This window comes from Streptomyces sp. NEAU-W12 (assembly GCF_026242095.1).
GTDB lineage: Bacteria > Actinomycetota > Actinomycetes > Streptomycetales > Streptomycetaceae > Streptomyces.
This window is the reverse complement of the sequence record NZ_JAPJDM010000021.1, coordinates 125,395-140,891: the sequence shown is the minus strand read 5'-3', so window position 1 is coordinate 140,891 and position 15,497 is coordinate 125,395. Positions and strand designations below refer to the sequence as shown.

The 15,497-nt window shown below is 72.5% G+C and carries 12 protein-coding genes; 2 read left to right on the top strand and 10 right to left on the bottom strand.

Translation table 11 applies throughout. The annotated features are described in order from the left end of the window. Position 1: 1 nt before the first annotated feature. Both ORI94_RS25325 and ORI94_RS25320 read left to right on the top strand, forming a co-directional pair. Entirely contained in the window at positions 2–1,948 is a 1,947-nt protein-coding gene (locus ORI94_RS25325) for a fumarate reductase/succinate dehydrogenase flavoprotein subunit (RefSeq protein ID WP_266079665.1), read from the top strand. Next, the gene (locus ORI94_RS25320) at positions 1,945–2,721 is read left to right on the top strand and encodes a succinate dehydrogenase/fumarate reductase iron-sulfur subunit (protein ID WP_266079663.1); all 777 of its coding nucleotides are present in this window, start codon (positions 1,945–1,947) and stop codon (positions 2,719–2,721) included. Before ORI94_RS25325 ends, ORI94_RS25320 begins: the two co-directional genes overlap by 4 nt. A gap of 337 nt (positions 2,722–3,058) precedes the next feature. Here the strand turns inward: ORI94_RS25320 and ORI94_RS25315 are convergent, their stop codons facing one another. The 10 genes from ORI94_RS25315 to ORI94_RS25270 all read right to left on the bottom strand — a co-directional run bounded on the left by ORI94_RS25315 (position 3,059) and on the right by ORI94_RS25270 (position 15,319). Further along, positions 3,059–3,973, bottom strand: coding sequence for a class I SAM-dependent methyltransferase (locus ORI94_RS25315; protein ID WP_266079661.1), 915 nt, complete (start codon positions 3,971–3,973; stop codon positions 3,059–3,061). Positions 3,974–4,192: 219 nt separating this feature from the next. Beyond that, positions 4,193–6,907 carry a SpoIIE family protein phosphatase gene (locus tag ORI94_RS25310; RefSeq protein ID WP_266079659.1) on the bottom strand — a complete coding sequence of 905 codons (2,715 nt, stop codon included), beginning with the start codon at positions 6,905–6,907 and terminating at the stop codon, positions 4,193–4,195. Positions 6,908–7,196: 289 nt separating this feature from the next. Further along, a complete protein-coding gene (locus ORI94_RS25305; protein WP_266079657.1) occupies positions 7,197–7,595 on the bottom strand; it encodes an ATP-binding protein in 399 nt (132 codons plus the stop codon). 216 nt (positions 7,596–7,811) lie between these two features. After that, a complete protein-coding gene (locus tag ORI94_RS25300) occupies positions 7,812–8,228 on the bottom strand; it encodes a (deoxy)nucleoside triphosphate pyrophosphohydrolase (RefSeq protein WP_266079655.1) in 417 nt (138 codons plus the stop codon). 103 nt (positions 8,229–8,331) lie between these two features. Continuing rightward, positions 8,332–8,520, bottom strand: a complete 189-nt coding sequence (locus tag ORI94_RS25295; RefSeq protein WP_266079654.1) for an SPOR domain-containing protein — start codon at positions 8,518–8,520, stop codon at positions 8,332–8,334. Positions 8,521–8,898: 378 nt separating this feature from the next. Then, the gene (locus tag ORI94_RS25290; RefSeq protein WP_042175574.1) at positions 8,899–9,651 is read right to left on the bottom strand and encodes a GntR family transcriptional regulator; all 753 of its coding nucleotides are present in this window, start codon (positions 9,649–9,651) and stop codon (positions 8,899–8,901) included. A 147-nt stretch (positions 9,652–9,798) separates the two neighbouring features. Then, positions 9,799–10,992, bottom strand: coding sequence for a DUF4190 domain-containing protein (locus tag ORI94_RS25285; RefSeq protein ID WP_266079653.1), 1,194 nt, complete (start codon positions 10,990–10,992; stop codon positions 9,799–9,801). 288 nt (positions 10,993–11,280) lie between these two features. Then, positions 11,281–12,861, bottom strand: a complete 1,581-nt coding sequence (locus tag ORI94_RS25280) for a S8 family peptidase (protein ID WP_266079651.1) — start codon at positions 12,859–12,861, stop codon at positions 11,281–11,283. A 975-nt stretch (positions 12,862–13,836) separates the two neighbouring features. Beyond that, positions 13,837–14,883 (bottom strand): SPFH domain-containing protein, encoded by a 1,047-nt coding sequence (locus ORI94_RS25275; RefSeq protein ID WP_266079649.1) that lies wholly within the window; start codon positions 14,881–14,883, stop codon positions 13,837–13,839. A gap of 4 nt (positions 14,884–14,887) precedes the next feature. Further along, positions 14,888–15,319 (bottom strand): NfeD family protein, encoded by a 432-nt coding sequence (locus ORI94_RS25270; protein ID WP_266079647.1) that lies wholly within the window; start codon positions 15,317–15,319, stop codon positions 14,888–14,890. Positions 15,320–15,497 lie beyond the last annotated feature (178 nt).

Here is a 15,497-nt window from a genome sequence, read left to right as displayed (position 1 = left end):
GATGCCCGTGGTCGACCGGCAGGAATGGGACGTCGTCGTGGTCGGTGCGGGCGGCGCCGGACTGCGCGCCGCCGTCGAGGCACGCGAGCGGGGCGCCCGTACGGCGGTGATCTGCAAGTCGCTGTTCGGCAAGGCCCACACCGTGATGGCCGAGGGCGGGATCGCCGCCGCCATGGCCAACGTCAACACCGGCGACAACTGGAAGGTCCACTTCCGCGACACCCTGCGCGGCGGGAAGTTCCTCAACCAGTGGCGGATGGCCGAGCTGCACGCCCGGGAGGCGCCGCAGCGGGTGTGGGAGCTGGAGACCTGGGGCGCGCTGTTCGACCGGACGAAGGACGGCCGGATCTCGCAGCGCAACTTCGGCGGCCACGAGTACCCGCGCCTCGCGCACGTCGGCGACCGCACCGGCCTGGAGCTGATCCGCACCCTCCAGCAGAAGATCGTCGCCCTCCAGCAGGAGGACTTCCGGGAGACCGGCGACCACGAGTCCCGGCTGAGGGTCCTCCAGGAGTGCACGGTCACCCGCGTGCTCAAGGACGGCCGTCATGTTTCCGGTGTCTTCGGCTACGAGCGGGAGTCCGGGCGCTTCTTCGTCCTCCGGGCACCCGCCGTGGTCCTCGCCACGGGCGGCATCGGCAAGTCCTTCAAGGTGACGTCGAACTCGTGGGAGTACACCGGCGACGGTCACGCGCTGGCGCTGCTGGCCGGGGCCCCGCTGCTCAACATGGAGTTCGTGCAGTTCCACCCGACGGGCATGGTCTGGCCGCCGTCGGTGAAGGGCATCCTGGTCACGGAGTCGGTGCGCGGCGACGGCGGGGTGCTGCGCAACTCCGACGGCAAGCGGTTCATGTTCGACTACGTGCCGGACGTCTTCAAGGAGAAGTACGCCGAGTCCGAGGAGGAGGGCGACCGCTGGTACGACGACCCGGACCACCACCGCCGTCCCCCCGAACTGCTCCCCCGCGACGAGGTCGCCCGCGCGATCAACGCCGAGGTGAAGGCGGGCCGCGGCTCCCCGCACGGCGGGGTCTTCCTGGACGTGTCCACCCGGATGCCGGCCGAGGTCATCAGACGCCGGCTGCCGTCGATGTACCACCAGTTCAAGGAGCTGGCGGACGTCGACATCACGGCGGAGGCGATGGAGGTCGGGCCCACCTGCCACTACGTGATGGGCGGCATCGCCGTCGACTCGGACACGGCGGCGGCGCGCGGGGTGCCGGGGCTGTTCGCGGCCGGCGAGGTGGCCGGCGGCATGCACGGCTCCAACCGGCTGGGCGGCAACTCCCTCTCCGACCTGCTGGTGTTCGGTCGTCGGGCGGGCCGGCACGCGGCCGAGCACGCGGTGGGACACGGGTGGGAGCGGGGGCGGGAACGGCCCCGGGTGGACGACGTCCAGGTGGACGCCGCCGCCGCGGAGGCACTGCGGCCGTTCTCCGCGGAGGGCGGGGAACCCGACGAGGGGCCGCCGGAGAACCCGTACACCCTGCACCAGGAACTCCAGCAGACGATGAACGACCTGGTCGGCATCATCCGCCGCGAGCACGAGATGGAGCAGGCCCTGGAGAAGCTCGCCGCGCTGCGGGTACGGGCCCGCCGGGCCGGGGTCGAGGGGCACCGGCAGTTCAACCCGGGCTGGCACCTCGCCCTGGACCTCAGGAACATGCTGCTGGTCAGCGAGTGCGTGGCCCGGGCGGCGCTGGAGCGCACCGAGTCGCGCGGCGGCCACACCCGTGAGGACCACGCGGCGATGGAACGCACCTGGCGCAACGTCAACCTGCTGTGCACGCTCACCGACCCCACGGGCGGTCTCGCGGCCACCGGCAGCGTGCGCGGCCAGATCACCCTCACCCGTGAGACCACCGAACCCATCCGCCCCGACCTGCTCGCCCTCTTCGAGAAGGAGGAGCTGGTCAAGTACCTCACCGAAGAGGAGCTGTACGAGTGAGCAGCTATGAGGCCCGCTTCAAGGTGTGGCGGGGGGACGTGCGGGGCGGCGGCCTGGAGGACTTCCGGGTGGAGGTGCACGACGGCGAGGTGGTCCTCGACATCGTGCACCGGCTGCAGGCCACCCAGGCCCCCGACCTCGCCGTCCGCTGGAACTGCAAGGCGGGCAAGTGCGGTTCGTGCTCGGCGGAGATCAACGGCCGCCCGCGGCTGCTGTGCATGACCCGGATGTCGGTCTTCACGCGGGACGAGACGATCACCGTGACGCCGCTGCGGGCCTTCCCGGTGATCCGCGATCTCGTGACGGACGTCGGCTTCAACTACACCAAGGCGAGGGAGGTCCCGGCCTTCGTACCGCCGGAGGGGGTCGGGCCCGGCGAGTACCGGATGACACAGGAGGACGTGGAGCGGTCGCAGGAGTTCCGCAAGTGCATCGAGTGCTTCCTGTGCCAGGACATCTGCCATGTCGTCCGCGACCACGAGGAGAACAAGCAGGCCTTCGCCGGACCGCGGTTCCTGATGCGGGTGGCGGAGCTGGACATGCATCCGCTGGACGCGGCCGGCGCCTCGGGCCTGGACCGGGGACGCGCGGCGCAGGACGAGCACGGGCTCGGTTACTGCAACATCACCAAGTGCTGCACCGAGGTGTGCCCCGAGGGCATCAGGATCACGGACAACGCACTGATCCCGCTGAAGGAACGGGCGGTGGACCGCAAGTACGACCCGCTCGTCTGGCTCGGGAACAGGATCCGGCGCCGGTCGGCCCCGTCCTGACGCCGGGCGCTCCCGGCGCCCCGGCCGGGACCCGGGACACGGGCAGGGCCCGGGACACCGGCAGGACCCGGGCCACCGGCAGGGCCCGGAGGCCCCGAGGCCCGGGAAGCCAGAAGACCCGGGACCTCAGAGAGCCCGGGATCCCAAGGCCCGAGAGCCCAGGACCTCGCGGCTCGGAAACCCCGGACCCGAGAACCCAGAGAGCCCGGGGACTCAGAAGGCCCTGAGGCCCGAGCTCGGGGCCCGGGACCTCAGAGAACTCCGGGCCCGGGAACCCAGAAGGCCCGGGATCCCAAGGCCCGAGAGCCCGGGACCTCAGAGGGCTCGGGGCCCGGGGTCACGCCGCCCTCAGATAGCCCGAGTGCGCCACCTGGCCGAGGAAGGTCAGCCGGGTGTCGGTGGCCATGTGCTTCTCATAGGCCTCCTTGATCCCCGGCCACTTCGGGTGCCCGAAGTCGTCCAGGACGACGATGCCGCCGGGCGCCACGATCCGCTCGGCCCACTCCAGGTCCGCGGCGACACCGGCGGCCGAGTGGTCGCCGTCCACGATGATCACACCGTAGGAACGGTCGGAGACCAGGGCCCGTACCCCGGGGTCCTCGGAGAAGCCCTGCTGGATCCGGGTCGCCGCACCGGCGGCGCCCATCATGGCCAGGTTGGCGCGCACGGCCGCTTCGCGCACCGGGGTGCCGGAGGCGTCGTCCGTCATGGAGGCGCCGGGCTGGAGCTGTGTCCCCGCGAGCGGGTCGACGATGGTCAGCCTCGGATCGCGTCCGGCGCGCTCCATCATCCGGATCAGACCCGCGCCGAACATGCCGTACAGCGTGCCGATCTCGAGGATCTCGTCGTTCGGCGGATCGAGCAGGGGCACGGCGGACAGCTTGCCGCAGATGTTCATGGTGCCGCCGGCGATCCGGCCGACGCCGAGCGCCTCCAGGGCGACGAGCAGCCGGAAGGCCTGGGCCATGTTGCGTTCCGCGCCCTCGCGGTCCCCGGTGACCCGGGTCAGCTCCTCGATGCTCCGCTCCAGGTGGGAGGCGGAGGGAAGGCGGGACGCGCCGCGCCCTGTCCCGTCGAAGAGGAGCTCGAGGGGGCGCTGGCGGTTGCGCAGCGTTCTGAGCTCCTGGCGCAACGGTTCGCCCGCGGTGTCCGCGAGGGCCCGTCTGATCTGCCGCTGGATGCGCTGGTCGATCAGTTCGACGACCGGACGCAGGCCGCGCCGGGCGGCCTTGCTGGTGAGGAGAGCTCGCATGGGTCGGTGATCCTCGCTGGGGTGGGAGGTGCCACCGACCGTAGAGGGCCGACCGGTCGCTCACATAGGACCCTGCCACCGCGCCGCGAAAATCTCTCGGTGACGACGCCCCGCCGTCATGGAGTGTTCACCCGCTCTTCCCGGTGAGCGGACCGGCCCCGGCTCGGCCGGGCCCGGCTCGGCCGGGCCCGGCCCGCCGGCCGAGGTGCCGGAGGAGGCTCAGAAGAGGCTCAGGAGGGCCTCCGCCGGGTCGGTGAGGGTGGTGTCGGCGCCGGGGAGGGGGAGTTCGAACCAGACGGTCTTGCCGCGGGGGGTGCGGCGGGAGCCCCAGGCCGCGCTGAGCAGGCCGACGAGCTGGAGGCCGCGGCCACCCTCGTCGGTGTCGCGGGCGCGGCGGCGGCGCGGCTGGACCAGGCCGGCGTCCCAGACCTCGCAGACCAGGGTGCGGTCGAGCAGGAGACGGAGCCTGATCTCGCCCTCGCCGTACCGCAGGGCGTTGGTGACCAGCTCGCTGACCAGGAGTTCCGTGGTGTCGACGAGGGGTTCCAGGTCCCAGGCGAGCAGTTGTGTACGGGCATACTCGCGGGCGCGGCCCACGCTGCGGGGTTCGCGCGGCAGCGCCCAGTCGCCCACGGAGTCGGCGGGCAGTCCCTGGACACGTGCCATCAGCAGCGCGATGTCGTCCTCGCCGTGGTGGGTGTCGAGGGTGTTGAGGACGTGGTCGCAGACGTCCTCCAGGTTCCGGGTGTCGGCGCGCGGCGGCGCGGAGCCGTCGTGGGGGTCGTCGTCCGACGGCCGGACGGGGTCGGTGAGCGCGCCCACGAAGGCCTGGAGGCCCTCGTCGAGGGGATGGTCGCGGCTCTCGACCAGTCCGTCCGTGTAGAGCGCGAGCAGGGCGCCCTCGGGCAGCTCGACCTCGACCTCCTCGAAGGGTTCCCCTCCGACGCCGAGCGGCAGGCCCGGCGGCACGTCCAGCATCAGCGCGGGCTCGCCGGGTTCGACCAGGAGGGGCGGCAGGTGGCCCGCGTTGGCGAAGGTGCACCTGCGGGTCACCGAGTCGTACACGGCGTAGACGCACGTCGCCAGGTAGACCTCGGAGAGGTCGGCCTCCTGGGGGCGGCGGGCGGCCCGGGTCGCCTGCTGCACGCCTCCCGGGGCGCCGAGGCCCCGGGCGATCTCGTCCAACTGGGAGAGGACCTCCGCGGGTTCGAGGTCGAGCTGGGCCAGGGTGCGGACGGCGGTGCGCAGTTCGCCCATCGCCACCGCGGCGCGCAGGCCCCGCCCCATCACGTCCCCGACGACCAGCGCGGTGCGGTGGCCGGGCAGTTCGATGACGTCGAACCAGTCGCCGCCGACCTCGCTGGGGCGGCTGGTGGCCGGGCTGCCGGGCAGGTACCGGCAGGCGATGTCGAGGCCGGAGGCTTCCGGGTCGCCGGGCGGGAGCAGGGACCGCTGCAGTATCAGGGCGCGTTCGTGCTCGCGCCGGTAGAGGCGGGCGTTGTCGATGCAGACGGCGGCGCGCGCGGCCAGCTCCACCGCGAGTTCCCGGTCGCGGTCCCCGAACGGCTCGCTGCCCTTGGTCCGGGCGAACTGGGCGAGACCGACCACCGTGTCGTGGGCGACCATCGGCACGGCGAGCGTGGACCGCACCAGCCCGCCGTCCTCACCCGGCAGGGTCCGCGGGCGGGCGGTGCGCAGGGCGTCCGCGCACGGCGAGTTGAACGCGTAGTGGTGGACGGCGCCGAGTTCGACGGGCTCGCCGGTGACGCTGAACGGCGCTTCGGAGACGGCGCTGGCGAAGGCGACGCGGCGCACCTCCGCGCTGCCGTCGGCGAGGCCCGGCGGGGTCTCGTCGCCGGCCAGCAGCCCCTGGTAGAGGTCGACGGTGGCCAGGTCGCAGAATCCGGGGACGGCCACGTCGAGGAGTTCGCGGGCCGTGGTCTCCAGGTCCAGGGAGTTGCCGATCCGGGCGCCCGCCTCGTTGAGCAGCGCGAGATTGCGCCGCGCGGCGGCGGCCTCCCGGGCGGCGGCGCGGCGGGCGGTGATGTCCGTCCCCAGCCAGGCGATGCCGATGGGGCGGCCGCTGCCGCTGTGCACGCGGTACAGGTTGATGGACCAGTGACGGCGCCCGGCGGAGCCCGGTACGAAACCCGTGACGTGCATGTCCGTGATGGACTGGCCGGTGTCCAGCACCCTGCGCATGGTCGCGTCGACCCGCTCGGCCTCACCGCGCGGCAGATAGCTCTGGACGTCCCTGCCCCGGTGGTCGTCGGGCGTACCGCCGAAGATGGACGCGAACCGCTCGTTGGCGCGGCGAACCCGCAGGTCGGGGTCGATCAGCAGAAAACCGAAAGGAGATTGGCCGAAAATGGCCTGCGAAGCGGCGAGGTCGGTCTCGATGCTGCGCAGGGTGCGCACGTCGACGACGATGCAGACGGCCGCCTTCTCCCCCTCCTCGGTGCGCGTCGGCATGACGTAGACCTCGGCGAGGGCCTCGCCCCCGGGCTCGCCGCTCTCCCCCGTGTCGGGGAGCCGGAAGGGCACGACCCCGGTCCACTCCCGGCCGTCGAGGATCTCGGCCATCTTGCGCTGGCCCTGCTCGCGCCGGTCCGGGTCGACGAAGACCGCGATGGGGTCCGCCCCGACCGCCCGCCGTGCCGGGATGCCGAAGATCTGCTCGGCGCGCAGGCTCCACTGGTCGACCAGTCCGTCGGGGCCGATGGAGAAGGACGCGACCTCGATGTAGTCGTACATGGAGCCGGGAGGACTGACCTGCCACGTCCCGCCCGCGGACGGGACGTCACCGGCGGGCAGGAGGTCTCCGAGAGGAGCGGGGCAGGAGGCATCGCCGGAGGAGAGGCCGTCCTCGGCCCCGGCCCTCGCGCCGCCCGACGGGTCCTCGGACTCCGTGGCCTTCGCTGGTATCTCGCTCACGCGAACCGTCCCCTCCAGCTCACCGCGTCCGGCACCGGTCACCGGGGGCGGCTGCCCGCAGTATCCAGCACTACGGCGCCGCACAACACGGTGTTCACGATCACAGCACGGCCCCGATGCTTTTCGGTCCGGTCTGTGAGAACACTCCCCGTCTTCTAACCAGCGGACACGTCATCGAACCCCCTTCTTCGACAACCGTCGGGGGCCTGAACCGGCCGCCCGGCGGAAGGCCCCGTGCGGACACCGGCGAGGAGCGGTGCAGCGGCTGTTTTCAGCCGGGGGCGAACGCTCATTTCGGCACGACGAGTTCGAACCACACGGTCTTGCCGACGTCGCCGGACCAGGTGCCCCAGCGGCGGGCGGTACGGGCGAGGAGCTGCAGTCCGCGCCCGCCCTCGTCCTCGGGCCGGGCGAACCGCTCGTACGGAAGGCCCGGCAGCGGGTCCGAGACCTCCACCCGCAGGACCCCGTCGAGGCCGGAGGGACGCAGCAGGCGGACGCCGATGGGGCCGGTGGCGTGCCGGAGTGCGTTGGTGACCAGTTCACTGACCAGCAGGGCCGCTTGGTCGTCGACGCAGTCGAGGCCCCAGCCGTGCAACTGGGCCCGGACCGTGGAGCGCGCCGCACCCGCGGCGCCCGGGTCCGCGGGGAAGGTCCAGGTGACGTGGTCGCCCTCGGTGTCGGCCACCGGATCACCTCCGTCCCTCACCGGCGGCCGGTGCACCGCCCGTGCTCCGCTCCACAGACCCCTCGGCCCCTGTAGGACCCAATGGGTCGGACCCTGTAGGACCAATGGGCTCATACCCGGCATCGGCGGTCGAATACCGTCTTCGACGCCACGTCATGACACACGGGACGGTGATGCGGAACGCGGCGCGCGCACCCGTCCGCCGCGGCGCGTGCGTCACCCGCCCCGCGCGGTGAGGTCCAGATGGGCGAGCAGGTCGCGGACGGCCGGCACGTCGTGGTCCAGCCAGTCGACGTCCCAGATCTGCGCGGGAGTCAGCCAGCGCAGCCGGTCGTGGTCCTCGAGGGGCTCGGGGGCGGCGGACCCCGGGCGCAGGCGGGCGGTCCACACCCGCATCACGTACGGCGCCCTCAGCGCCCACTCCCCCGGCACGCGCTCTTCGGCCTCGGCGTCCACACCGAGTTCCTCACGCAACTCCCGCACGACAGCAACGTCTTCGGCCTCATCCGGCTCGACCTTGCCACCCGGCAGCTCCCAGCGCCCGGCCAGGTCGGCGGGGGCGCTGCGGCGGGCGGCGAGCAGCCGTCCCCCGTGCCACAGGGCCGCACCGACCACCACGATCCGCTCGCTCATGCGCCGGAGCCTACGGCAGACCCGGGGGCCTGCCCCGAACGTGACGGGACGGAGGCGGGGGCGGACCGCGTCGTGGTGGGGTCCGTGGGAGACCGGCGGGAGATCACTCGGAGGGTGTCGCGGTGCGCCCCGTGTGCTCGACCCAGTACAGCTGCTTGTGCCCGCGGCCGTCGAGACTGTCCGCGATCTTCTGCGCCTCGGCGCGGGTCGCGTACCGGCCCACGCGATAGCGGTTGCCGTTGTCGTCCTGTCGCACCACGAGCCAGGGAAGCGTGGCCGTGCCGTCGTTCATCGCGCCCCTCCGCTCCCCGTCCGCGACCTGCGCCGCGCCCTGCCCGGTAAGGAATCCCCAGTCCGCATATGCCCGACCCTACGCCTTGCCTTCACTCAGCGAACATGGGTTTGCACGAAGAGGCACGCAACCGGCCAGTACGCAGGGGGCGCATCGCGACGAATGCGCCGTGGGTGAATTCGACGCATCCGGTCAGGGGCGTGCCGCCTCCGCGCCTGCCGCCGGGGGGTCACCTGCGAGAACGGCCAGATTCGTGCGGCGCCCGAACGGGCACGCCACTGCCCGTCGGGAGGAGCGCGCGCCCGGACGGGGCGCAGAGGGAGTGTGCCGGGGGCGCCGGCGGCTCGGGGTCGCGGTCCGTGACGACCGCCGGCCCGGCTACTTCACCGGGAGGTGGTACGCGACCCGGTACCGGTCGGCGGGGATCACCACGTCGGCCGTCTCGACCGGGCGGCCCGAGGCGTAGTACGTGCGCCGGACGACCAGGACGACGTGGCCGGGAACGCCGCCGAGCAGCACCAGCTCCTCGGCGAGGCCGGGGCGGGCGCCGACCTCCTCGGTCACGTTGTCCACGATCACGTCGATGGCGCGCATGCGCTCGACCACGCCCATGCCGCCGAGGGGACCCTCCTCGGGCAGCATCACGGGCGTCCGGCCGGTCAGGGCGAGCGGCTCCCAGGAGGTGGAGAGCATCATCGGCTCGCCGGCCTCCCGGAAGAGGTACCGGGTGCGCATCACCCTGTCCCCCGGCTCGACCCCGAGCCGCTCGGCGACGTCCCCGCAGGCATCGGCCTGCTCGCTGCTCGACTCCCAGGTGCCGCGCACGTCCCCGTCCGCCTGCTCCTGCCGGAACGGGGTGGCGCCACGCTCCGGGCGGAACCCGGAACGGGCCACGCGCCGGGGCACCGGCCGCTCACGGACGTAGGTCCCCGAACCGGAGCGGCCCTCGACGAGGCCCTCCGCCATGAGCACCTTGCGCGCCTCCAGCGCGACCGTGTCGGAGACGCCGTACTCCTCGCGGATCCGCGCCTGGGACGGAAGGCGGGTGTGCGGGGGCAGCCGACCGTCGACGATCTTCTTGCGGAGATCACCCGCGACGCGCAGATATGCCGGCTGCTCACCGAATGTCACTGGCCGCTCCCATCAGGTCGTACGGACGGCGACAGCGTGGCAACCGTACGTTGCACCAGGCAAGCGAAGGCCAGAGAATCACTCGATGTGATGACGTACCCCCGCGGGGGTCTTCACGCAGGCACTTTCTCCCCGTTATAGCGGCCCTCACACCTCGATGCGGTCCTCGTCGGCCCTCCCGTCCCCGGCCCCGTCCCCGCCGTCGTCCCCGTCGAACACGGGCGGGGTGGTGGCCAGGTCCAGGGCTTCGCGTGCGGGGACCGACTGCTCGGGGTCGATGAGTTCCCAGCCCCTGTCGTAGTGCGCGTAGAAGGTGTCCACGTCGTCCGCCTCGGCGGCCTTCGCCCATGCGGCCTCGGCCTTCTCGAGGACACCGACGAGATCCGCCACGGGCTCCTCGGCGGCGGCCGGCCACGCGTGGTCCCGCAGCATCCCGCTCTGCCCGGCGAGCGCCTCGGAGATCTCCCGGGCCCATTCCCGGTGGCCGGGCAGGTCGTCCTCGACGGCCTCCGACCCGGGGGCCCGGTCCAGCGCCGCGTTGATGACGTGCGTGCTCTTCAGGTAGACCACCTGGTCCGCGTCGAGCGTGGTCTCGTCCCGGCGCAGCGAACCGGTGAGGGTGCCGTTCTCGTCCTGGTTGCCGAACACGCAGGTGATGACGCGGTCGCCGTGGTCCCAGCTGTCCCTGGACGGGGTCAGGTGGTACACGTCCACGTCGGCCGGCAGGGCCCAGCCGTCCATGGCGTAGGCGTCCTCGAGGCCGTAGCACCGTTCGTCGGCGGTGTCGAAGAGGCTGTCGTCGCCCGGGTAGGGGCCGTCGGGCAGACGGACGGTGCCGAAGACCTCCCCGTCGTGCTCCCCCTCGCACGGCACCCGGTCGGCCTCGGTCGCCCAGCCCACCAGTCCTCCGGGCGAGTCGAAGCAGTCGCCGTCGGCGAGGGCGTGGACCCCGGTGCCGTCCGTCACGGAGACCTCGTCGAGCTCGTCCCAGAAGACGGCGAGGAGCGCGGTGAGCACGACCCACGCCACCAGCGACACGGAGGACATCACGATCCCGCCGATCGCCATGCCCCGGCCCTGCTCCCCCCGACGCCGGATCTGCCCCAGCGCGACGATCCCCAGCACGAGCCCGACGACCGGCACGAACCACAGCAGGCCGAGGACGAGCGAGGCGATGGCGAGCCCGTTGAAGCGGGGCGGAGGCCGGTGCCCGTACGGGTTCTGGGGGAACGGCGGTGGCGCGTACGGCCCTTGGGGCCGGGGAGCGGGGTACTGCCCCTGCGGGTGCTGCTCCGGGGCGCCCCCGGGCTGCCGGGGCCCGGAGGGCGGGGGTATGGACACGAGTGCCGTGCTCCTGGTTCTGCCGTGCTGCTGCGGGGACGTGGTGCGTGCGCCGGCGCGGACCGCCGCCCGGGGCACATGGCTCCGCGCATCGTAAGCGTGCCGTCGGACAGGGCCGTTGAGGGCACCCCCTGTTCGAGCCGCCCGCGCCGGGCGGGGCGCCCCGCCCCCGTCCCCACGCCACGCCCCCGTGGCGGAGGGCCGGACCGGTGGTCCGGAGCCCGCTCACGGGGGCGAGGACGGGGGGCGGCGTCCCGGGCACCTGCCCGCGGATCCGGTCCCGTCGGATCAGAACTGCAGGGCCCAGCCGTTCAGCCGGCCCGTGTCGTACGTGTAGTTGTCGCTGACGCGCAGCTTCCAGGTGCCGTTCGCGGTCTCCGAGGAGGCGTCGACCGTGTACGTGGTGTCGATGTTGTCCGCGCTGCCGCCGGTGCCGTACGCCTTCAGCGTGTACGCCGTGCCGTCGGGGGCGATCAGCTGGACCCGGAGGTCGCCGATGTAGGTGTGGGTGATGTCCACCTCGACGGCCAGGTCGGAGGGCGCGTTGCCCGGGACACCGGAGACGGTCACCGAGGTCTCGACGGTGGAGTTGTCGGCGATGTTGACGCCCTGGGTGCTCTCGAAGCGGTCACCGGGGGGCGGCGGGGTGGTGCCGCCCTCCCCGACCCTCAGCAGGCGGTTGGGTGAACCGCTGCCCGGGTTGCCGACGACACCGCTGGTGGCGGCGGAGGTCAGCGCGGAGGAGACCTGGGCGGGGGTGGCCGAGGGGTTGTCGGCCAGGTGGAGTGCGGCCGCTCCGGCGACGTGCGGGCTCGCCATGGACGTGCCGGAGATGGTGTTGGTGGCCGAGTCGCCGGTGTGCCAGCCCGAGGTGATGGAGGAGCCCGGGGCGAAGATGTCCAGGACCGAACCGTAGTTGGAGTAGCCGGCGCGGGCGTCGCTGGAGGTGGTGGCGCCGACGGTGATCGCCTCGGTCACCCGGGCCGGGGACTTGGTGGAGGCGTTGGTGGACTCGTTGCCCGCGGCGACGACGAAGGTGATGCCGGCGTTGATCGCGTTGCGCACGGCCGCGTCGAGGGCGCTGTCGGCACCGCCGCCGAGGGACATGTTGGCGACGGCCGGCTTGACCGCGTTCCGCGCCACCCAGTCGATGCCGGCCACGACCCCGGCGGTGGTGCCGGAGCCCGCGTTGTTCAGCACGCGGACGCCCACGATGTCGGCCTTCTTGGCCACACCGTGGGCGCTGCCCGCGACGGTGCCCGCGACGTGGGTGCCGTGGCCGTTGCCGTCCTGGGCCACGTTGTCGTTGTCGACGGCGTCGTAGCCGTTACGGGCGCGGCCGCCGAAGTCGCTGTGCGAGATGCGGACACCGGTGTCGATGATGTACGCCGTCACCCCCTCGCCGGCCGAGTCCGGGTAGGTGTACGAGTTGTTCAGCGGCAGGTTCGCCTGGTCGATGCGGTCCAGTCCCCAGGAGGGCGGGTTGGTCTGGGTGCCGGTGGTGCGGAACGTGCGGTTCTGGACCACCGAGGCGACGGCCGGGTCGGCGGCGAGACGTTTCGCCTCGGCCTCGGAGGCCTCGACCTCGTAGCCGTTGAGCGCCTTGGTGTAGGTCCGCTCGATCTCGGCGCCGTACTTCTTGGCCACCGCGCGGCCCTCGGCGGAGCCGGACTTCGCCTCGTCCGCCTTCAGGGTCACGATGAAGCTGTCGCTGACGGCGTTCGCAGCGCCCTCGTACTGGATGTGGCCTTCGGCGGCGGCCGGGGCAGCGCCGGCGGGGAGCGCGGAGACGAGGCCTGCCACGAGTGCCGCGCTGGTCGCGACGCCGAGGGTGGCCAGTCTTCGGTGGGGGTGACGCATCAACGCCATGTGAGGGTTCCTCCTCAGTCGGGGTGCGTTGCTGTGGGGGTCGGTGCTGGTGACACACGTGCCGCTGGTGTGGCGTAGCCGGTCACGAGTGACGTGAACATGTCAATGATCACTGCCGGACCGACTGCGGGCGTCAGCCGAAAGATTGAGGGTTCCACAGGAATTGCACAAGAGGGCCCGCACGAACGAAACACCACCGCCATGCAGCCGACATGTTCGGCGGCCCGCCGCCCGGACTGCCGGGCGGTGCCGGACCACGCCGCCGGGAGGGGCACGACGACGCGGCCGCCGGGTGCGCGGGGCCCCGGCGGCGCGGTGACGGCACGTCAGCGGCTGCTGCGCCGGCCCGCTTCGTGGCCACGGGCGGGGCCCGGCCCGGCGGCGTCCGCCTCCGTGAGCGTCGTGAACGGCAGCACGAGCCGGGACGGGTGGACGCCGCCGCCCGGCGAGATGCGCTCCCCGCCCCTGACGAGCAGGGTGGGCTCCGTCCCGCCAAAGATGACGGCGCTCGCGGCCGCCGTCGCCCTCGCCTCGCCCGCCGGGGCCCCAGGTGCCGGCCCCGGCGGGCGAGGTGTCCGTCCACGTGGGCCCGCCGCGAGCGGAGCATCGGTGCGTCGGTCTCGTGGATCATTACCTGTGCGCGCCGGCCGGCGAGCTCCCCCAGGGCGTGCGCCCCGCCGACGTGGTCGATGCGACCGCGGGCCGGCGGGATCCGGCGCACGGGCCCTCCCGCGCGGGCCCTTCGGAGATCACCGAGGCCGGGCCCGGCCCTGCGCAGGGGGCCGAACGCGCGGGTGCGCTCATCGTCCTCCGACGACCTCAAGGACACGGGCACGGCCGGCTCCCCGAGCCGGGCCCGTCCGGCGGACAGGTCCCGGACGCGGGGCCGTGCGTACCGGGCCCTCTCGCCCCAGGCGGACGGACCCCGCCGGCCACCTCCGGGACGGCGGCCGAGCGGCTGTCGTCACCGGCCGCTCACCGCCGGGAAGGCGGATCGGACGGAAGGGCGGCGGGGGCGGCGGCGCCGTCCGCCTTGGCGGCGTCGGCGACGGCCTCGGCGGCCGCCTCCGCCGCCTGCGCCGTGTCGCTGGCGGCCTGGGCGGCCATGCCGTCGTCCCGCCGCTCCCGGGTGGCCGACGACTTGGGCAGCTCCTCGCTGAAGGCCCGCGACACGCCTTGGAGCGCGGAGGTGATCTCACTGGGGATGACCCAGAAGTTGTTGCCCGAGCCCTGGGCCAGCTGCGGCAGCGTCTGGAGGTACTGGTAGGCGAGCAGCTTGGGGTCGGGGTCGTTGCGGTGCACGGCCTGGAACACCTCGTCGATGGCCCGGGACTGGCCCTCCGCCTGGAGGATCGCGGCGGTACGGTTGCCCTCGGCCCGCAGGACGGCGGCCTGCTTGTCGCCTTCGGCGGTGAGGATCTGCGACTGGCGCTGTCCCTCGGCCCCGAGGATCGCGGCCCGCTTGTCCCGCTCGGCCCGCATCTGCTTCTGCATCGCGTCCTTGATGGTCTGCGGCGGGTCGATGGCCTTGATCTCCACCCGGTTGACCCGCAGCCCCCACTTGCCGGTGGCCTCGTCCAGCACTCCACGGAGCTGGCTGTTGATGGTGTCCCGTGAGGTGAGCGTCTTCTCCAGGTCCATGGAGCCCACGACGTTGCGCAGGGTGGTGACGGTCAGCTGCTCGACGGCCTGGAGGAAACTCGCGATCTCGTAGAAGGCCGCCCGCGGATCGGTGACCTGGAAGTACAGGACGGTGTCGATCTCGACGACCAGGTTGTCCTCGGTGATGACCGGCTGCGGTTTGAAGGAGACGACCTGCTCCCGCAGATCGATCACCGGATGGACGCGGTCGATGTAGGGAATGACGAGATTGAGGCCGGGATTCAGCGTGCGATGGTAACGGCCGAGCCGTTCGACATTACGAGCGCGCGCCTGGGGAACGATACGCACCGTCCGCACCACGGTGAAGATCGCGAAAAGCGCGACGATCAGGCCTGCGATGAGAAACGCCGAGGTTTCCATGGTTTCAGTCCCGGGGGTAGACGTACGCGGTGGCACCACTGATCTCAATGACGTCGACGGTCGCCCCGGGAGGGATCACCAGAGTCTCGTCGTATGCGCGGGCCGTCCACTCCTCACCCTCGATACGCACCCTGCCGCCCAGGCCCGTCACCTCCGTGACGACCGAGGCGGCCTTGCCCACCAGCGCTTCCACACCGAATCGCGCCGTTTGCGGCCGGCGCATCCGGCGCACCGCGACGGGGCGCACGAAGACCACGGTGGCGACGGCGACGACGGAGAAGACCAGGAACTGGAAAGGAACCGGCAGCCCGATCGCGGCGGTCCCCGCCGTGACCAGCGCGGCGGCACTCAGCATTCCGAGCGCGGCGGTGAGCGTGAAGATCTCCGCCACCGCCAGCACAGCGGCGACGATGAGCCAAATCAGCCATGGATCCATTGCGCACCTCTTCCGAACGGCGCGGAGACAAAGGACCGGACCTCACCATTGGACCCCAATGAGGGACGGCCCCGATACCCCCTGGACTCCCCCGGTCGCGGCGAAGAAACACGCCATGACCGCCGTGAGCAAGAATCCCGGGGTTTGCTTCCACTTTACCCGTTCGCGGGGCGAAGAC